This window comes from Kineosporia sp. NBRC 101677 (assembly GCF_030269265.1).
Classification (GTDB): domain Bacteria; phylum Actinomycetota; class Actinomycetes; order Actinomycetales; family Kineosporiaceae; genus Kineosporia; species Kineosporia rhizophila.
This window is the reverse complement of sequence record NZ_BSTA01000005.1, coordinates 538843-559359: the sequence shown is the minus strand read 5'-3', so window position 1 is coordinate 559359 and position 20517 is coordinate 538843. Positions and strand designations below refer to the sequence as shown.

The following is a 20517-nucleotide window of genomic DNA, read 5'->3' as shown; positions in this document are numbered from 1 at the left end:
CATGATCGTTCCTCGCCGCAGCGCAGATTCCTGGGTCTGGGGCAAGCCGCGGGGGGTGAATACTGTCGCAGGTGTTCAGGCGTACCGACTTCTGGCTGATTGAAGACGATCTACGCGCCTTCGCCGCTCGGGTCGCCTCGGTGTTGCCTGCGGCTTGGTGGATGTGCAGTCGGCCGGGTCCGTACGGGCTGCAGCAGGTTCACGCCCACCGTGAGCTGGGGGAGGCGCTGCACTGCGGGGGTGGTGAACAGGCCTTCTTGCCGTTGCCCGCCGGAGCGGAACCACCGGCCGGGGCCCTGGTCGGCTCCGGCGTGCAGGTCGAGCGGGGGTTGGGGGTTTCGGCCATGGTCACGCTCCGGCCGACCGTGCGTCGTGCGGCCGATCTGTTCGGGCCGGGGCATCTACAGGCCGGCCACGTGAGTGTCCGCTGGAACCCGGCGCAGGACCGGCTCGACGTTCTGCAGGAGCAGACCGATCAGGTGTGGGCGGCGCTCGACGAGCTCACTGTCCCGGCGCTCGGTGACGGAAGAATCGGCCGCATGACCCGGGAACGGGTTGCGGCTGAGCAACTTTTGCTGAGCCTGGGCGTCCAGGAACGCTTTTCGCTGCCTGAGGAGGCCGGCTCAGCTCTCGACGAGGGCCCGTAGCATCCGGCGGAACTGCCCGGTCTCGCTCGGGCTGATCCCGGCCAGGAAGGCGCTCTCGGCCTTCTCGTAGGCGATCTGCGCCGCGTCGAAGGTCTGGGTGCCCTCTTCGGTCAGCGTGACCACGTTCCGGCGCCGGTCGGCCGGGTCCGGCCTGCGCGTGACGATGCCCTTGCGTTCGAGCACGTCCAGCAGTGCCACCATCGTGGTGCGGTCGATGCTCAGCGTCTGCGCCACGGCCAGCTGGGACGTCGGCTCGCGGTGGGCCAGGACCCGCAGGGCGCCGAAATCCTTGCTGTCGATCCCCAGCGGCTCGAGCGCCGCGTCGGTCGACGCCGTGAGCTTCGCGGTGGCGTGCTTGAGCAGATACCCCAGCACCTCGTGCGGGTCGGAGCCGGCGCTCGCTTCGGTGGACATGGGCAGCATTCTATGCCTAGTCTGATCGTCAGTACTACTGACGATCAGCCATTCCAGTGAAAGGCACGACCTTGATCCTCGTCACCGGCGGGGCCGGCTTCATCGGCTCCCACACCGTCCGCGCCCTCACCGAAGCCGGCGAGGAGTGCGTCCTGCTCCAGCGCCGCACCCCGCAGGTCCCTGCGCACCTCGCCGACCTGCCCATCCACGTGGTCCAGGCCGACGTGGCCGACCTCGACGCCCTGCTCGCCGTCGGCCGGCAGTACCCCATCACCGGGATCGTCCACCTGGCCGTCGCGCTGCCCTGGCCGGTGACCGACGGCCATCCGATCGACGCCACCGGCCGGGCGCTGGAGGCGTTCCTCAACATCGTCCGCGCCGCCCAGGCCTGGGGCGTGCGCCGGATTGTGAGCGCGAGCACCATCGGCGTCTACGGCTTCGCCTCGGAAGGCGCTCTGAGCGAGGACATTCCGCTCAGTCTGGAGTACTCCCACGTCATCCCGACCTTCAAGAAGATCACCGAGCTGCTCGCCGGGCACCTCTCGGACGTGACCGACGTGGAGATCGTCAACGCCCGCATCTCCGGCACCTGGGGGCCGGGCGGCCACCTGCCCGACCCGTTCTTCGCCGCCCCCTCCCTGGCTCATGCCGCCGCCGGGCGCAGCGAACCCGACCTGTCCGGACTCGTCGCCCCGCCGAAGGCCGAAGACGCGCTCGACCTGCTCTACGTCAAGGACACCGGGCGGGCGCTCGCACTGCTGCAGCTCGCCGAGAAGCTGAACCACTCCACCTACAACGTCGCCTCCGGCCGCGCCACGAGCAACGTTGACGTCATCATCGCGATCAATTCGGTCGAGCCCGACTTCCAGTTCGAGCTTCCATCGGCGGGGGAGCAGCCGGTGCGGTGGCTCGACATCACCCGCCTGCGCGAAGACACCGGTTTCGAGCCCAGCTTCGACACCGCCGCAGCGGCCGCCGACTACATCGCCTGGCTGCGAGCGGGAAACGCGCGATAGCCTCGGACGTTCCGGCCGCCCTGACGGTAAGGCGTGAGCGGGTTGTCCCGGTTCGCCGGGTTCAAGAAGGTCAGGAAGTAGACCCCGATCATGCGCCGGCGTGCTGGGGTAGCGCTTTCGGGTGCTGCCCCAGCATGAGTGAGCCCCTGGCCGGCAATCTTCGAGGGCGTCGTTCGAACGCGTTCTCGAGAAGCGCTGCTATCTTCGCAACGATCTTGTCAAAGACGTGGCCGGGGGGCACAGACATGACCGGATCGCGAGTGTGGCTCATCACGGGGACCAGCAGTGGGCTCGGGCGCGCAATGGCCGAAGCCGCCGCCGAGGCAGGCGATCTGGTGGTCGCAACCGCTCGGCGTCCGGAGACTCTGGACGATCTGGTGGCCCGGTTTCCGGACCGGGTGGTGGCGATGCGACTCGACGTCACCGACCGCCCGGCCATCGAGCCGTTGGTGACCGAGGTACTGGCCCGGCACGGCCGGATCGACGTCCTGGTCAACAATGCCGGCCATGGTTACCTCGCTGCCGTTGAGGAAACCGGAGACTCGGACATGCGAAGGCTTTTCGAGCTTCACGTGTTCGGTCCGGCCGCGTTGACCCGGGCTGTGCTGCCCGGAATGCGTGCGCGCCGCAAGGGGGCCATCGTGCAGATGTCCTCGGTGGCAGCCGATTTCCCGCTGCCGGCCTTCGGGGTCTACGGCGCGAGCAAGGCCGCGCTGGAGGGGATGTCGGAGACTTTGGCCGCTGAGGTCGGGCCTTTGGGCATCACCGTAATGATCGCTCAGCCGGGCGGATTCCGGACGAAGTTCTGTGGCGAGACCCTGCCCACCCACAAGTCGCTGCCCGACTACGCCGGAACGGTCGACGTCATGCAGCAGATGGCGAAAGAGGCTGACGGCAATCAGGCCGGCGACCCGGCAGCGGCAGCTCGGGCGATTCTGTCCGCTCTGTCGGGTGACCGGCCTCCGTTGCGCCTGCCCCTGGGGAGTGATGCGGTGGGCATGCTGCGCGGTGCTCTCAGTACTCGTCTGGCCGAGATCGAGGAGTGGGAAGCGGTGGCCCGGTCAACCGACTACGCCGACGTGGACGCATCCCTTGTCGCTGGGAAGGTCTTGTCCTGATTGGCTAAGGCATTTCGTGCAGTTCGGCGGTGCGGATCTGCTCGAGGGCCGCGCGCAGGTACTGCGGCAGCGTCAGAGGAGCAGAACGGGGCTGGGACAGCAGTTCGGCGATGAAGAGCGGCGCGTGCCGGGCCACGTCGGCGGGTGAGTAGCGGGGTTCCTCCTCGTCCTGCATGCCGAGCGCCCCGGTGATCACGATGACCAGGGCGTTGACGTCGACCTTGGGGTACCAGGCGAACACCCGGCGCACGCAGCTGCGGATCAGCTCCTGCAGGTCGTCGGCTGCGAGGCCGTCCGGGTGCAGGTGCTCGAGCAGGTCACGCACCACCACGCCCAGCACCAGCCGTACCTGTTCCGGCTCGCACGCTGCCAGTTCGGTGGTGGCTGCGTCGAACGCCTCCGCGTCGCCTGCCCGGGCCGCTTCGACCGCTTCGATGGAGGTGCGGGCGATGGTCCGGGCGGGGGCGGGTAGGTCAGCCAGTTCGTCGTGGGGCACGAGCAGCGAATCTACAGGGGGCCAATCCGGCGGGGTAGTGATGGCCTTGGAACTGCATCCAGTGCCCCCGAGCAGGCTCGGTCGGCTGTAAAGGGCAGAGGCGGGACTAGCCTCCCGGACTGTGGGATGGACGGGGTCGAGGGACGACGCAGCCGAGTACGAACGATGGGAGGCCAGCCGCCATGAGTAAGGGCGATGCCGACTTCGACCTGACGACGGCCCGGTTTGCTCCTGAGGATGCCAGTCAGTGGGCTTTGGAGGATCTGCCGGCGCCGGGCGAGGATCTGACCGGTTCGGAACTGCTGTCCGTCCCGGCCGACCTGGCCGCACGGTTGCGGCAGGTGGCGGCCAGGGACGGGCTGACGGTGGCTGAGGAGCTCGAGCGTTTGCTGGGGCGCGGGGCCTGAGCTCAGCAGCCTTGGCGGGAGGGGCGGGCGGCTAGGAGGCGGGAGGCCTCTTCCTGGCGGCCGTCCTGCACCAGGCAGTGGATCAGGGTGTCCTGGAAGACCTCGCGCTGGGCGGCGGAACCGGCGATGTTGTCCAGCTTGGGGTAGAGGTCCTCGAGTATCTGCGCGGCGTGCGACCAGTTCTCCTGCACCACCGCGGTCAGGGCCTCGCACGCGGCCACGACCAGTGTGTGCATGGCGGCCTCGGACGAGCCGAGGGCGTGCTCGCGCAGTTCGGCCAGACCGGCTGCGTCGTTGTTGGCCGTGAGCGCGATCGCTGCGTGCAGGGCGATGAACGGGGTCTGCGGGGTCTTCAGCAGGGCCGGGCCGATGGCCTCGATCACCGGGGCGGCCGAGGGCGGCTGGTCGCCGACCAGGCGCCAGCGCCACAGCAGTGAGGCCGAGTCGATCAGGGCGCGCACGCCGGTGACGGCCGGGGGCGCCAGGTGGGCCTTGTAGCGGCGGCGCACCGCGTCGAGATCGCCCAGGGCGAGTTCGTGCAGGGCGGCGTGCCAGGCGAAGTGTGCCCGGTAGCCGGCCGAACGCCCGGTCTCGGTGACCCAGTGATCCAGCCAGACCCGTCCTTCGTCGTGCTGTCCGGTCTCGTACATCACGTGGGTCTGGGCGTGCACGGCGTGCCCGGACGAGGGCTCGCAGGCCAGGGCGCTCTCGGCCAGCAGCGCGGCCTCTTCGAAGCGGGACTGCTCCTGGCGGGTGAAGGCCAGCAGCGAGATGTACCACCAGTGGTCGCCGTAGGCCGGGGCCAGGCCCTCGACCAGGGCCCACGCTTCCTGCTGCAGGTCGGTGACGCCGGAGAAGGCGATGGTGGGCACGGCCGCTGACACGGCCAGCACGTCGCGGGGGTAGGCGGCGATGTGGGCGATCAGGGCCTGGGCGCCGGAGCGGCGAACGTCGCTGACCCGGCGGTCGATCACGTCGACGAAGCTGCGCTCGCGGTCGTCTCCGCGCACCTGGATCGCCCGCTTGGCCTCGGCCAGGGACGCCTGCACGTTGGCCGTGGCGCCGGCCTCGTGGCCCAGCATGGCCAGGGCGGCGTGGGCCAGGGCGAAGTCGGGGTCGTGCTCGAGGGCCTCGCGCAGCAGGTCTTCGGCGCCTGCCTCCAGGCGCATGACCCGCTCGAGGCCGCGGTTGAAGATGGCGGCGGACTCGGCCGTGGTGGACAGGGGCAGCCCGAGCAGGTCGCGGGGGCGGGCGACGGGGTGGTGGCCGCTGACGACCCGGCCGTCCGCGAGGCGGCGGGGGAGCGGGGCGAGGGTGTCGAGCAGAGTGGTGGCCAGAGCGAGCGCCTGGGTACGGATCTCGGGGACGGCCGTGGTCTCCCACAGTTCGCCCCGGCGCAGCGCCCCGAGGGTCCACAGCGGCGCTTCGGGGCTGCCGGCCGAGTCGATCAGGCGGCCGTTGACGGTACGGAATCCCATGCCGCCGGTTGCCACGGTGGCCGAGGCGACGCCGTAGACCGGGGTCAGCAGGTCGTTCAGCAGGGGGTTGCCGAGTTCGCGGATGTCGGTGCGCGGGCCCGTACAGTTCACCACCCAGCCCACGTCCTGCGTGGACCCGTCGCTCAGGCTGACGCGCAGGCCGCCCCGTCCCAGCGGTTCGGCCCCCACGACGCTGGCCCGGTGCAGGAACAGTTTCTCTGCCGAGCGCAGTTCGTTCAGGCGGTCGGCGCTGGAGAGCGGCATGCGGTGGCGCAGCACGTTCCAGTAGGCCGACTCGTCGCGTACGAAGGCCAGACGCTCCTCATCGCTCATCCGGCCCCAGAGCGTCTGCACCTGAACGCGCAGGCCGTCGAGCGCCGGGCGCCAGTCGCCGGATGCCCGCACGACGTCCGCGAAGTGCCGGGTGACGTGCTTACGCAACTCGGCCACCGACGTCCCCCATTCACTGACATCGGGGATGTTGGGCAGCTTCGGCGCCCGGGCGTGGGTGCGCGGCAGTCGGCCGCTGCGGGAGATGGCGTGCAGGACCCGGTCGTCGCGGCCCGCGTCCTGGCCGGAGAGCGACAGCGCGACGTCGACCATTGTCAGGCCGGCGCCCACCATGAGGACGGGGGCAGGGCCGCTGCGGTCGCGCCGGATCACGTCGAGTGCACCGGGAGCCCACGGACTGGGGACGAAGAACGGTGAGTTGCGCAGCTCTTCCGGCGCCCAGTCCCAGCCGGCGGCGGGCAGGCCGGTGGCGATGACCACCGCGTCGGCCCGGAACTTGCGCCCGGTGGACGTGGTGACTTCGGCACCGGCACCCCAGCGGCGCACAGTCACGGCCTGCTGCTGCACGTGGCGCAGCGAAACCAGGTCGGCAGCGGCCTGCAGAGACTCGGTGAGCAGTTCACGGACGTAGCGGGAGAACTCGCGCCGTCCGGTGAAGTCGTAGGGGTGGGTGGGTTTGTCCGGGTCGTCCTCGGCCCGCCAGGCCACGAAGTGCCCGGGCTCTTCCGGCAGGGCGCTCATGCCGCTGGCGGGCACGTTGAGCAGGTGCCGGTCTTCCGGGGTGCCGAACGCGACGCCCCGGCCGAGCAGGTCGGACGGTTCCAGCACGACGATGTCGAGTCCGGTGGAGCGGCGGGCGGCCAGCCGGGCCAGGTGCAGGGTGACGAGCGTGCCCGCCACGCCACCGCCGGCGATCAGGATGGTCGGCCTGGTGACCCGGTCAGCCGGCATGTCGGTGCTCCTCGTCGCTACTGCTCCACCCACCGGTGACCCGGAAAGCTGAGTTTTCAGACTAACAAACTAGAGAATGCTGGTCCCGGGGCAGGGAGCGGTCTCCTGAGGTGAACGGTAGAGGGTCGGCGAGGCGGGCCGCCAACCCGCCGTCCGGGTGGGTCGCCGCAGGCCAAGGGCTGCTTGGGGGCAGGCCAAGGGGGTCTTTCCGATGGGCGGGTCGGACGAGAGGCTGAGCGCGCGCAGGTGTCTGGTCCGTCCTTGAACGGACGCGGGCGGCAGGGGAGACCGGCGACCTTGGGTGCCCTACGGGTACCTCCTCTCGGATCCGCACGGCGCTGCCCAGGTGTGGGACAAGGTGCTGCGGCGCTGAAGAGGAGTTCGGCCAGCGCAACGGGTCAGCGGCAGGTAGCCGCTGACCCGTTGCGTCGTGCTACTGCCTGGGTACTGCCTGAGGAACGACGACCCTCTCAAACTGAGGACGATCGGCGCCAGCTCTCGTGCTCGGCAGCAGTTGAACATCCGGTCGGGTAGCCAGGTTTGAGGCGACCCAGCGCCAGTTGAACGACCCCCGGCCGGGCACAGTTGAAACAGTTGCGCCCGGTGAAGCCCCGCACGTACGTTTCCCGCCGAAACAGCGTCCCGGCAGTTGCGATTGCGTCCTGCCTTCGTTCGTGGGGCATCTACTCGGAAGGTATCGGGCCGGGATGAGTAACGAAGACAAGCTTCGCGATTATCTGAAGATCGTCACCGCCAACCTGCAGCAGACCCGGCGGCGTCTGCGCGAGCTGGAGGACGCCGAGCGCGAGCCGATCGCGATCGTCGGTATGGGCTGCCGCTTTCCGGGCGGGGTCGACAACCCGGCTCGGCTGTGGGACGTGCTCGAGGCCGGCGCCGACGCGATCGGGCCGTTCCCGCGCACGCGCGGCTGGGACCTCGAGGCCCTCGCCGCCCCCGGCGGCTCGGACGTGGCCGACGGCGGATTCGTCCAGGAAGCAGGGCAGTTCGACCCGTCGTTCTTCGGGATCAGCCCGCGCGAGGCGCTGGCGATGGACCCGCAGCAGCGGCTGATGCTCGAGGTCTCCTGGGAGGCGCTGGAAGACGCCGGGATCGACCCGGCCACGCTGCGCGGCTCCTCGACCGGTGTGTTCGCGGGCGCCAGCTTCTCCGGCTACGGCACCAGCCAGGTCGACGGCGGCGGTGACCTCGAGGGTCACCTGCTCACCGGCACCGCCAACAGCATCATCTCCGGGCGGGTCTCGTTCACTCTCGGCCTCGAAGGCCCTGCGGTCTCGGTCGACACGGCCTGCTCGTCGTCACTGGTGGCTCTGCACCTTGCAGTTCGGGCGCTGCGGGCCGGGGAGTGCGACCTGGCCCTGGCTGGCGCGGTCACCGTGCTCGCCAGCCCCACCTGGTTCGTCTGGGGCAGCCGCCAGCTCGGCCTGGCTCCGGACGGGCGCTGCAAGCCGTTTGCTGCCTCGGCCGACGGCATGGGACTCGCCGAGGGCGCGGGTATGGTTGTGGTGGAGCGGCTTTCCGACGCTCTGCGCAACGGGCACGACGTGCTGGCCGTGGTCCGCGGCAGTGCGGTCAACCAGGACGGCGCCTCGAACGGGCTCACTGCGCCGAACGGGCCCTCGCAGCGCCGGGTGATTGCGGCCGCACTGGCCTCGGCCGGGCTCTCGGCCGCGGACGTGGACGCGGTCGAGGCGCACGGCACCGGCACCGAACTCGGTGACCCGATCGAGGCCCAGGCCCTGCTGGCCACCTACGGCGAGGGCCGCGAGGCCGACCGCCCGCTGTGGACCGGCTCGGTGAAGTCGAACATCGGCCACACCCAGGCCGCGGCCGGGGTGGCCGGCCTGATCAAGATGGTGCTGGCGCTGCGGCACGAGAAACTACCGCGCACCCTGCACGCCGACGAGCCGACCACGCACATCGACTGGAACGGCGGCCTGCGGCTGCTGCAGGAGCCGGTGGCCTGGGCGCGTAAGGCGGAACGGCCGCGCCGGGCCGGGGTCTCCTCTTTCGGGCTGAGCGGCACGAACGCGCACGTGATCCTCGAAGAAGCACCGGTCCTGGAAGCCTCGATTGAGGACGATCGGAGAGCCCCGGTACTGGTCGGCGGCCCGGTTGCCTGGCTGGTTTCGGGACGCTCGGCTGCTGCCCTCGCCGGCCAGGCTTCCGCCCTCGAAAGTGTTGCATCGCAAGGTTCCTTGGACGATGTGGCCTGGTCGCTGGCCGCCCACCGCAGCACCTTCGAGCACCGCACCGTGGTGCTGGGACGCGACCGGGCGGCCCTGCAGGACGGGCTGTCCGCGCTCGCCGCCGGTGAGCCCTCGCCGCTGGTCGAGTCGGGGGTGGTTCCGCCCGGTGGTACGGCCCGGGTCGGCTTCGTCTTCGCCGGACAGGGGGCGCAGCGGGCCGGGATGGGGCGTGAGCTGTACGCCGCGTCGCCGGTCTTCGCCGAGACGTTCGACCGGGCCTGCGTTCTGCTGGAGGCCGAACTGGGCCTGCCGGTGCGTGAGGTCGTGCTGAGCGAGTCCGAGGACCCGCGCGCCGACCAGACCGTGTTCGCCCAGGCCGGGCTGTTCGCGGTGGAGACCGGTCTAGTGGCGATGCTGGCCGCCGCGGGGATCGTGCCGGACGCGGTGGCCGGGCACTCGGTGGGCGAGATCGCGGCCGCGCACGCGGCCGGGGTGCTCAGCCTGGAAGACGCGTGCAAGCTGGTAGCCGCCCGCGGCCGGTTGATGCAGGCCCTGTCCGTCGGTGGGGCCATGGGGGCGTTGCAGGTCGGTGAGGACGAGGTCCGGGCGTCGCTGGAGGGCGTCTCCGGGGTCGAGATCGCAGCGGTCAACGGGCCGAACGCGGTCGTGGTCTCCGGTGACGAGGCCGGCGTCGAGCAGGTGATCGAGCACTGGCGGGCGCAGGAGCGCCGGGTGCGCAAGCTGCGGGTCAGTCACGCCTTCCACTCGGCCCGGATGGACCCGGCCCTGGACGAGCTCACCGCCGTTGCGGCCGGGCTCTCCCACCAGACGCCGACGCTGCTGTGGGCCGGTGCTGCCTCCGGCGCACTGATCACCGAACCCCAGGCTTCCTACTGGCCGGAGCAGGCCCGGCAGCCGGTGCGGTTCGCCGACGCCGTGGCTGCGCTGGCCGACCAGGGCGTCACCGTCTTCGTCGAGATCGGCCCGGACGCCACCCTGACCTCGATGGGCCCGGCCACTCTGGGCGAGCGTGAGGGCACGTTCTTCCCGGTGCTGCGGCCCAAGACTGGCGTGCCCGAGTCGGTCATGGGCGCCTTCGCGCGGTTGCACGTCGCCGGGGCTCCGCTGGACTGGAAGGCCGTGCTGCCCGCCGGCCGCCGGGTCGGGCTGCCTACCTACGCCTTCGCCAAGCAGGAACTGTGGGCCATGCCCGCGGCCAGCTCTCGGCCCACCAAGCCTTCCCGGCCGCTTGAGCTGCACACCGAGGCCCGGGACGCCGGTTCCGCTCTGGGGCAGCGTCTGGCCGGGCTGCCCGAGGCCGAGCAGGACCGGGTGATCTCCGACCTGGTGCGCACCTGGGTCGCTGGCGTGCTGGGCCACGCCTCGCCTGAGGAAGTCGACCTGGACTGGCCGTTCGGCGAGCTGGGCTTCACTTCGCTGATGGCGGTCGAGCTGCGGGACCGCCTAAACGCCGCCACCGGCCTGCGGCTGTCCGCCACCCTGGCCTTCGACCACCCCACCCCCGCCGCCGTCGCCCGTCACCTGCGCTCGCGCCTGGTCGACGGCGAACTGGTGGACCTGTCCGCGTTCGCCGCCCACACCTCGGGGACTGACGACCCGATCGCCGTGGTGGGCATCGGCTGCCGCTACCCGGGTGGTGCCAGCAGCCCGGAGGCGTTCTGGAAGCTGCTCGCGGACGGCCGCGACGTGGTGGGGCAGTTCCCCGGCAACCGCGGCTGGAACACCGACGACCTGTTCGACGAAGACCCCGACAGCGCGGGCAAGACGCACATCCAGAACGGCGGTTTCCTGCACGAGGCCGACCAGTTCGACGCCGGCTTCTTCGGGATCAGCCCGCGCGAGGCCCTGACTATGGACCCGCAGCAGCGCCTGCTGCTGGAGACCACCTGGGAAGCGCTGGAGCGGGCGGGCATCGACCCGGCCGGGCTGCGCGGCTCCCGCACCGCCGTCTTCGCCGGCGGCACGGCCTCCCGCTACGGCGCCGACCAGCCCGAGGGCGCGCTCGACGGCGGCCTGGTCACCGGCACCGCCACCAGCGTGCTGTCCGGACGTATCTCGTACACGCTGGGCCTGGAAGGCCCGGCCATGACGGTAGACACGGCCTGCTCCTCCGGCCTGGTCGCGGTGCACCTGGCCGCCGCCGCCCTGCGCTCCGGCGAGGCCAGCCTGGCCCTGGCCGGCTCGGCCTTCGTCACCGCCAGCCCGGTCATGTTCACCGACTTCAGCCGCGCCCTGGGCCTGGCTCCCGACGGGCGCTGCAAGGCGTTCGGCGCCGGGGCCGACGGCATGGGGGTGGCCGAAGGCGCCGGAATGATCGTGCTGGAAAGGCTTTCGGACGCTCGTCGCAACGGCCACCCGGTGCTCGCCTTGGTCGCGGGGTCGGCGGTGAACCAGGACGGGGCCTCCAACGGGCTCACGGCCCCCAACGGGCCCTCGCAGCAGCGGGTGATCCGGGCGGCCCTGGCCTCGGCCGGACTCTCGCCCGCGGACGTGGACGCGGTGGAGGCGCACGGCACGGGCACGCCGCTGGGTGACCCGATCGAGGCCGGCGCGCTGATCGAGACCTACGGTCAGGACCGCCCCGAAGACCGGCCGCTGTGGCTGGGGTCGGCCAAGTCGAACATCGGACACGCCCAGCAGGCGGCCGGATCGGTCGGTCTGATCAAGATGATCCTGGCCCTGCGCAACGACCTGCTGCCGCGCACCCTGCACTCCGAAGAACCGTCCCCGCACATCGACTGGTCGGCCGGCGCGGTCTCGCTGCTGTCCGAGGCCCGCGCCTGGCCGTCCGAGCTGGAAAATGAAGGACGGGTGCGGCGGGCCGGGGTGTCCGCGTTCGGCATCAGCGGCACGAACGCTCACGTCATCCTGGAAGAAGCTCCCCTCGAGAACGCGACGGTCGACCCGTCCATTGTTGGAGCTCCTCTGCTGAGCGAGGTTCCGCCGGTCTGGTTGCTCTCCGGTCGTTCCGCTGCGGCTCTGACGGCCCAGACCGAACGTCTGGCCGCGTTCGCCGCCGAGCCGACCTTGGATCCGGTTGACGTGGCCTGGTCCCTGGCTGCCACCCGTTCGACCCACGAATACCGGGCCGCCGTAGTTGGCCCGGTGGCCGACTCGTCCTCGGGCGCTCGCGAGACCACTGCACTCGCTGTCTCGGGAACTGGTGCGCCCGCTGTCTCGGGGACTGGCGTGCCCGCTGTCTCGGGGACTGGCGTGCCCGCTGTCTCGGGGACTGGCGTGCCCACCGTCTCTGAGGCCGGTCTCGCCGTCCAGACCACTAACGGGACCGTTGCTGAAACCGCTCGCCCGGATGTCCCGCAGGCGGCACTGCTCGACGGCTTGACCGCCCTGCTGACCGGCGAGCGCACCCCAGGCGTCATCCCCGGCCCGGCCAACGGCACCGCCTCCGGTACCGGCCGTGTGGTCTTCGTCTTCCCCGGCCAGGGTACGCAGTGGCTCGGCATGGGCCGCGAACTTGCCGCCGATTCCCCGCTTTTCGCTGCGCGTCTGGCCGAGTGCGGTCGAGCCCTGGCCCCGCACATCGACTGGTCCTTCGACGACGTCCTGAACGGCGTCGAAGGAGCCCCGGGCATCGAGCGCGCCGACGTGGTGCAGCCTCTGCTGTGGGCGGTCATGGTTTCCCTCGCCGCCCTCTGGGAGGCGGCGGGCGTGCGTCCTGAAGCGGTTGTCGGGCACTCGCAGGGTGAGATCGCGGCCGCGGTTGTGTCAGGCGCGTTGTCGTTGGAGGACGGCGCCCGCGTGGTCGCCGTCCGCGGCCGCGCCCTGTCCAGCCTGGCCGTCTCAGCCGGAATGCTGTCGGTCGTCATGCCGGTGGCTGCGGTCGAGGAACTGCTGGCCTCCAAAGAGTCGTGGGGTGAGCGACTCTCGGTGGCTGCGGTCAACGGCCCGGCCACCACGGTGGTTTCCGGCGACCTGGACGCGCTGGACGAGTTCGAGCGGGCCTTGTCCAAGCGGCGGGTGCTGCGCTGGCGGATCCCGCAGACCGACTTCGTGGCCCACTCCGCCCGCGTCGAGGTGCTCGCCGAGCAGATCGTCAGTGAGCTGGAAGGGATTGAGCCGCGGGCCGGACGGGTGCCGCTGTACTCGACCGTGACCGGTGAGCGGATCGACGGCTCGGCGCTGGACGCTGCGTACTGGTACTCGAACGTGCGGGAGCGGGTTCGCTTCCAGGACGCTGTGGTCGCGCTGGCCTCGACCGGCCACCGCACCTTCGTCGAGGTCTCGCCGCAGCCGGTGCTCACCGGGCCGATCGGGGAGACGTTCGAGGAACTGTCCGGCCGTCCGGTGATCGTGGGCACGCTGGAACGCGAGGACGCCGGTGCACGCCGGTTCGTGACCGCGCTGGCCCAGGCACATGTGCAGGGGCTGAAGGTCGACTGGCTGCAGGTGCTGCCCCAGGGCCGCCGCGTCGATCTGCCCACGTACGCCTTCACCCGGCAGTCGTACTGGCTCAAGTCGCTGGCCCGGCAGACGGTCTCCGAGCAGCCCAAGCGTGAGGCCGTGATCGAGGACTGGCGCTATCGGGTCTCCTGGCCGCTGGTGGCCGGTGCGGACCGGGTGCGCCTGTCTGGTTCGTGGCTTCTGGTCACCGGTGAGGCCGGGGCTGCTTCGGCCGCCGCGGTGGCCCGGATGCTCGGCGAGTTCGGCGCGACGGCAACGGTCTTGTCTGTCGATTCGCTTGAGCGAGAGACGCTCCTGGCGGGCGTCGGCGAGACCGGAAAGCTAGCAGGTGTGCTGTCTTTCCTGGCACTGGACGAGACCCCTGTGCTCGACCAGGTCAGTGCTGGGCTGGTGGGCACCATGACGCTGTTCCAGGCCCTGGGCGATGCCGGGATCGCCGCGCCGCTGTGGGTGTTCACCTCCGGCGCGGTCTCTACGGGGCCCGAGGATCTGCTGGCCCGGACCGTGCAGGCTCAGGTCTGGGGTTTCTCGCGGGTGGCCGGGATCGAGAACCCGCACCGGTGGGGCGGTCTCATCGACCTGCCGATCGATGATCTGGACGAGCTCGCCCTGCACCGGGTGGGCGCTGTGCTGGCCGGCCTTCGCGAGGACGCGGTGGCGATCCGGCCGAGCGGGATCCATGCCCGGCGTCTGCAGCGCGCCCGTCGGGCCGGTGCTCCGGCCGGAGACTGGAAGCCGCGCGGCACGGTACTGATCACCGGTGGTACCGGTGCGATTGGCCGGCACGTGGCTCGGTGGGTGGCCCAGCGTGCCGAAGGGCCGGGTGCGCTGGGTGCAGCGCCGGGTCTCGCGGGCCAGAGCCTGGTCCCCGGTTCCTCCCTGGTGCCGGCTCAGCCTCGCGGAATCGGCCAAAGTCTCACGCAGCCCGGTGACCGACTCAGCGATGCTTCGCTCAACGGAGATCCGGCCGCGCTGGAGGCCGGTCCGGGCCGTTCTGTGGCTGCGCCGAGTGCTGGCCTGGAGACTGGGCTACGTGCCGGCCGGGTGGTGCTCACCAGCCGATCCGGTGCCCGTGCGGCCGGTATCGCTGCGTTCGCCGCCGAACTGGCCGAGTCCGGCACCACCGTCGACGTGATCGCCGCGGACAGCGCGAACCGGTCCGACCTGTCCGGGCTGCTCGCCCGGATCGGCTCTGACCTCAGCTCGGTCATGCACACCGCCGGTGTGGTGGACAACGGTGTGGTCGACTCGCTCACCCCGGACCGCCTCGGCCCGGTGCTTGCTGCCAAGGCGACCAGCGCGCAGCTCCTGGACGAGCTGACGGCCGGGCTGGACCTCGACGCGTTCGTGCTCTTCTCCTCTGCCTCAGCCACTTTCGGCGCCGGTGGTCAGGCGAACTACGCTGCGGCCAACCACTTCCTGGACGCCCTGGCCCAGAATCGTCAGGGCCGGGGCCTTCCCGCCGTCTCGGTGGCCTGGGGTCCGTGGGCCGGCGGCGGTGTGGCGGCGGCCAGTGAGGCCACGCGCAAGCGGCTGAGCCGCAACCGGTGGGAGGTCCTGATGGACCCGAAGCCGGCCCTGCGGGCCCTGGCCGACGCCCTGGAGGGCCCGGACAGCGCCCTGACCGTGATGGACATCGACTGGGACCTGCTGGCCACGGCCGGTGGCGAGACCGGTCTGCAGCACGCCCCGTTCGTGCGGGACCTGCCCGAGGTGCAGCGGATGAACGCTGCCGGCGCCGCCGACGGTGCCCTCTCGACCCAGCTGGCCGCGCTCTCCCGCGAAGAGCAGCTGCAGAACCTGATCGGCGTGGTGCAGACCGAGGTCGGCGCCGTGCTGGACTACTCGTCCCCGGAGGACGTGGACGCCGGAAGGGCTTTCAGCGAGCTCGGGTTCGACTCTTTGACATCGGTCGAACTACGCAACCGGCTCAGCGGCGTCACCGGCCTGCGACTTCCGGCCGGTCTGCTCTTCGACCACCCCACGCCGAGCGCCCTCGCCGAGTACCTGCGGAGCGAACTGCTCGGCCACGTGGCCGAGGTGGCGGCCGTGCCGGTCACGGCGGTGGACAACGAGCCCATCGCGATCGTCGGCATGGGCTGCCGATACCCGGGCGGCGTGAGTTCGCCGGAGCAGCTGTGGCAGCTGCTGGCCAGCGGCACTGACGCCATCTCGGGCTTCCCCACCGACCGCGGCTGGGACCTGCAGGCCCTCTACCACCCCGACCCCGCGACCGCCGGGACGACCTACGTGCAGTCCGGCGGATTCGTCCATGAAGCAGGCGAGTTCGACCCCGCCTTCTTCGGGATCAGCCCGCGTGAGGCCCTGGCCATGGACCCGCAGCAGCGCCTGCTGCTGGAGATCTCGTGGGAGGCGCTGGAACGGGCCGGGGTCGAACCGTCGTCGCTGCGGGGCTCGCGGACGGGTGTGTTCGCCGGCGGCTACAGCTCCAACTATGCGGTGGTCGGCGCCCAGACCGGGCACGAAACGGCCGACGCCATCGAGGGCCACCTCATGGCCGGCAACGCCACCAGCGTGATCTCCGGGCGGGTCTCCTACGTGCTGGGGCTCGAAGGGCCCGCCGTCACGATGGACACGGCCTGTTCCTCCTCCCTGGTCGCCCTGCACCTGGCGGCCCGGGCCCTGCGCTCGGGCGAGTGTGACCTGGCCCTGGCCGGTGGCGTGACCATCATGGCCACCCCCTGGGACCTGGTGGTGTTCTCCCGCCAGCGAGGCCTGGCCACCGACGGACGTTCCAAGGCCTTCGGGGCCTCGGCCGACGGCATGGGCATGGCCGAGGGCGCGGGAATGATCGCGCTGGAACGGCTTTCCGACGCGCGGCGCAACGGCCATCCGGTGCTCGCAGTGCTTCGGGGCACGGCGATCAACCAGGACGGCGCGTCGAACGGGCTGACCGCGCCGAACGGTCCTTCGCAGCAGCGGGTGATCCGGGCCGCCCTGGCCGACGCCCAGTTGACGGTGGACGACGTGGACGTGGTCGAGGCGCACGGCACGGGCACGCCGCTGGGTGACCCGATCGAAGCCGAGGCGTTGTTCTCGACTTACGGCCGCGGGCGTGACCAGGACCGGGCGCTGTGGCTGGGCTCGGTGAAGTCGAACATCGGGCACACGCAGGCGGCGGCTGGTGTGGCCGGCGTGATGAAGATGGTGCTGGCCCTGCAGCACGGTGAGCTGCCCCGTTCGCTGCACAACGACGAGCCGACGCCGCACGTGGACTGGGCTTCCGGTGGGGTGCGGCTGCTGCAGGCTGCGGTGCCGTGGGCTGCCGGTGAGCGGGTGCGGCGGGCTGGGGTGTCGGCGTTCGGCATCAGCGGGACCAATGCGCACGTGATTGTGGAAGAGGCGCCGGCAGAGGTTGCCGGAGTCGATGGGATCGACGCCGGCGGGCTCGGTGCTGGTGGGTTCAGGGCCGGCGGGTTCGAGGCCAGCGGGTTCGAGGCCGGTGAGCCGCTTACGGGTAAACAAAGTCTTGCTGGAGCCTGCTTTGTTGACACGTTGTACCCGGCGGGCAATAACAGGCCGTCGCCGGATGGGGTGGGGGAAGGAGCGGACGTCACGGCTCCGATCGGGTGGCTGGTGTCGGGGCATACTCCGGCGGCGCTGGCGGGGCAGGCGCGGCAGTTGGCGACCTACCTCAAGGCGGACCAGCTTGAGCTGGCGGATGTGGCCTATTCCCTGACTCGGCGCACCCTTCTGGAGCACCGGGCGGTGGTGCGCGGCACGAGCCTGGACGAGCTCATGGCAGGCCTGAGTGCGCTGGCGGAGGGGCAGTCGGCGGCGAACGTGGTCAGCGGCAAGGCGGGGCGCGCGAAGGTGGGCTTTGTGTTCGCCGGGCAGGGTGCGCAGAAGGCGGGGATGGGGCGGGAGCTGTACAACGCCTCGCCGGTCTTTGCTGAGGCATTCGACCGGGCTGCTGCTGCGGTCGAGGCCGAGCTTGGTCACTCGATCCGCGATGTGGTGCTGGCTGAGGCGTCGGACGAGAAGCCCGACCCCCGGGCCGACCGCACGCTCTACGCTCAGACCGGTCTTTTCGCGGTCGAGGTCGGGCTGGTCGCGGTGCTGGCCGCGGCGGGCATCCGGCCGGACGTGGTGGCGGGTCACTCGGTGGGGGAGATCGCGGCCGCCCATGCGGCCGGGGTGTTGAGCCTGGACGACGCGGCCAAGCTGATCGCGTCCCGGGCCCGGCTGATGGAGGGCCTGCCGGACGGCGGGGCGATGGGGGCGATCGAGGCCACTGAGGCTGAGGTCCGGGCGTCGCTGGGAGGCATCGAGGGCATCGGGATCGCGGCGGTGAACGGGCCGACCGCGGTCGTGGTGTCGGGTGACGAGAACGCCGTCGAGCAGGTGGTCGAGCACTGGCGCGAGCAGGGGCGGCGGGTGCGCCGGCTGCGGGTCAGCCACGCCTTCCACTCTGCCCGCATGGAACCGGTGCTCGAGGAACTGACGACGGTGGCCCAGTCCCTGCCGCATGCCACGCCGAAGCTCACCTGGATCGGCGCGCTGACCGGTGAAGCCGTGACCGAGCCGACGCCGGGGTACTGGCCAAAGCAGGCGCGGGAGGCCGTGCGGTTCGCCGACGCGGTGACGTCCATGGCCGACGCCGGGGTGTCCGTGGTGATCGAGATCGGTCCGGACGGAACGCTTTCCGCGATGGGCGCCGGGGTGGTGGGCGAGCAGGTGGAGTTCGTGCCCGTGCTCCGCCCACGCTCCCAGGCCGCGGACTCGCTGATGGCTGCCTTCTCCCACCTGCACGTGAATGGCGCGGTCGTGGACTGGACGCGGGTGCTGCCGGCCGGGCGCCGGGTGGAGCTGCCCACGTATGCCTTCCAGAACCAGCGGTACTGGGCCGTGGGCCCGCGCAAGCTGCGGCTGGACGGCGGTTCGGCTGCGGTCGCGTCGACAGGCAGTGAGGCCGGGTTCTGGAGCGCGGTCGAGGACGGAGACCTGAGCGGTCTGGCCAAGACCCTGGAGATGGACGACGAGCGCCTGGGTGAACTGCTGCCCGCGCTGACCTCGTGGCGTCGGCGCGAGCTGAACCGGTCGGCGACCGAGGGCTGGCGGCACCGCGTGGTCTGGGCCGCCCTGGCTGATCCGGAACCCGCAACCTTGGAAGGCACCTGGCTGCTGGTGGTCCCCGAGGCTCCGAACCCGCTGATCCAGGCCTGCGTCAACGGGTTGCGGACCGCGGGAGCCGAGGTGAGCGTCGTCCATTGTTCGACGACTGAGGTGACCCGAGCCGAACTGGCCGCTCAGATCCCCGCCGACCTCGCCGGAGTGGTCAGCCTGCTGGCGCTGGACGAGACGCCGCGGGCCGACTTCGCTGCCGTGGACGGCGGCCTGGGCGCCAACCAGAATCTGGTGCAGGCGCTGGGGGATGCGGAAAGTGTTGCGCCGCTCTGGATCGTGACCTCCGGCGCGGTCGAGTCGGTGACCAACCCGGCGCAGGCGCAGAACTGGGGCCTGGGACGGGTGGTCGGGCTGGAACACCCGGAGCGCTGGGGTGGCCTGGTGGATCTGCTGCCTACGGCCGACGAGCGGGCGATCGCCCGGCTGGTCGCGGTTTTGTCCGGTGCACTGGGTGACGAGGACCAGATCGTCATTCGTGACGAGGCTCTGCTGGGGCGTCGGCTGGAGCATGCCGGGGCGCCGGAAGCCGAGAGGGTGTGGACGCCTCGGGGATCCACACTCATCACCGGCGGAACCGGGGCCATCGGTGGGCATGTCGCGCACTGGCTGGCCGATCGGGGCGCCGAACGGATCGTGCTCACCAGCCGGTCCGGTGCGCACGCCGAGGGGGCGGTCCAGCGTGCGGCGAAGCTTGCCTTGCAGGGCACGACTGTGGACGTCGTCCAGGCCGACATCTCCCGGCGCGCCGATGTTTCCGGGCTGGTTGGGTGGATCCAGGACTCGGGCCTGCCGTTGCGAGCAGTGATGCACACCGCCGGCTCGGGTCAGGCCACAGCGCTTGCTGAGACAAGCATCGAACAGTTGTCCGCGATGGCCGCGGTGAAGACCGCGGGCACGCGGCACCTGGACGAGCTGACCGCGGACCTGGATCTGGATGCGTTCGTGCTCTTCTCGTCGATCTCGGCGGTCTGGGGTAGTGGTCTGCAGCCCGGCTACGCCGCGGTGAACGCCTTCCTCGACGCCCTGGCCGAGAACCGGCGGGCCCGTGGCCAGACCGCGACATCGGTGGCCTGGGGTCCGTGGGACGGCGGCGGTATGAGCGACCGCGAGGGCAAGGCCGCGATGGTCAAGCGCGGTCTGCGGCTGCTGGACCCGGAACCCGCCGTACGAGCGCTGAGTCAGGCGCTGGACGCGGACGAGACCACTCTGGTGGTGGCCGACATGGACTGGGCCACCTTCGCCCCGGCCTTCACCCTGCGTCGCCCCAGCCCGCTGATCGAGAACCTGCCGGAAGTGCGGGAGGCGCTGCAGGCGTCCTCTGGTGGTACTGAAACTGGCGAGACCAACGAACTGGCCGAGGAACTGGCCGGGCTGGAACCGGCCGATCAGGACCGGCGCCTGGTGGAACTGGTCCGGATCCAGGCCGCGGCCGTGCTCAGCTACCCCTCGCCCGAGGACGTGGACGCCGACCGGGCCTTCACCGACCTGGGCTCGGACTCGCTGACCGCGATCGAGCTGCGCAACCGGCTGAACACGGCCACCGGGCTGCGCCTGTCGGCCACCCTGCTGTTCGACCACACCAGCCCGCGGGCGGTGGCCTCGCACCTGCGCACGCTGCTGGTGCCCGAGGGTCTTTCGGCCGCCCAGCCGGTGCTGAGCGAACTGGACCGGCTCGAGGAGATGCTCGACGGCGCCGTGAAGGGTGATGCGGACGCGGCCGAGGCCGCCCGGATCACCGCGCGGCTGGAGTCGGTGCTGGCCCGCTGGAAGGAGACCCGCGCCGGAAAGGGCGGCGAGGACGTCTCCAAGAAGCTCGAGTCCTCCTCCGACGACGAGGTCTTCGACTTCCTCGGCAAGGAGCTGGGGATCTACTGACGTGACGAACCGCTGCTGCGCGAAAA

At 71.1% G+C, this 20517-nt stretch carries 8 protein-coding genes; 5 read left to right on the top strand and 3 right to left on the bottom strand.

Features of this window, described 5'->3' with window-relative positions:
* Positions 1–71 precede the first annotated feature (71 nt).
* Positions 72–647, top strand: coding sequence for a hypothetical protein (locus QSK18_RS17755; RefSeq protein WP_285620607.1), 576 nt, complete (start codon positions 72–74; stop codon positions 645–647).
* Here QSK18_RS17755 and QSK18_RS17750 read toward each other — a convergent pair.
* A complete protein-coding gene (locus QSK18_RS17750; protein WP_232814945.1) occupies positions 624–1061 on the bottom strand; it encodes a MarR family winged helix-turn-helix transcriptional regulator in 438 nt (145 codons plus the stop codon). The genes QSK18_RS17755 and QSK18_RS17750 overlap by 24 nt on opposite strands.
* Positions 1062–1132: 71 nt before the next feature.
* On the opposite strand from QSK18_RS17750, the gene QSK18_RS17745 reads away from it, so the two are divergent.
* Both QSK18_RS17745 and QSK18_RS17740 read left to right on the top strand, forming a co-directional pair.
* Positions 1133–2077, top strand: a complete 945-nt coding sequence (locus QSK18_RS17745; protein ID WP_232814944.1) for an NAD-dependent epimerase/dehydratase family protein — start codon at positions 1133–1135, stop codon at positions 2075–2077.
* A gap of 134 nt (positions 2078–2211) precedes the next feature.
* On the top strand, positions 2212–3195 hold the full coding sequence (locus tag QSK18_RS17740; RefSeq protein ID WP_285620603.1) for an oxidoreductase: 984 nt from the start codon (positions 2212–2214) through the stop codon (positions 3193–3195).
* Between the two features lie 4 nt (positions 3196–3199).
* Here QSK18_RS17740 and QSK18_RS17735 read toward each other — a convergent pair whose 3' ends face one another.
* Positions 3200–3691, bottom strand: coding sequence for a hypothetical protein (locus QSK18_RS17735; protein WP_232814942.1), 492 nt, complete (start codon positions 3689–3691; stop codon positions 3200–3202).
* Between the two features lie 182 nt (positions 3692–3873).
* On the opposite strand from QSK18_RS17735, the gene QSK18_RS17730 reads away from it, so the two are divergent.
* Positions 3874–4098, top strand: a complete 225-nt coding sequence (locus tag QSK18_RS17730) for a hypothetical protein (RefSeq protein ID WP_232814941.1) — start codon at positions 3874–3876, stop codon at positions 4096–4098.
* Positions 4099–4100: 2 nt separating this feature from the next.
* On the opposite strand, the gene QSK18_RS17725 is transcribed toward QSK18_RS17730, so the two are convergent.
* Entirely contained in the window at positions 4101–6818 is a 2718-nt protein-coding gene (locus tag QSK18_RS17725) for an FAD/NAD(P)-binding protein (protein ID WP_285620591.1), read from the bottom strand.
* A gap of 707 nt (positions 6819–7525) precedes the next feature.
* Here QSK18_RS17725 and QSK18_RS17720 point away from each other — a divergent pair.
* Positions 7526–20491, top strand: coding sequence for a type I polyketide synthase (locus QSK18_RS17720; protein WP_285620587.1), 12966 nt, complete (start codon positions 7526–7528; stop codon positions 20489–20491).
* Positions 20492–20517 lie beyond the last annotated feature (26 nt).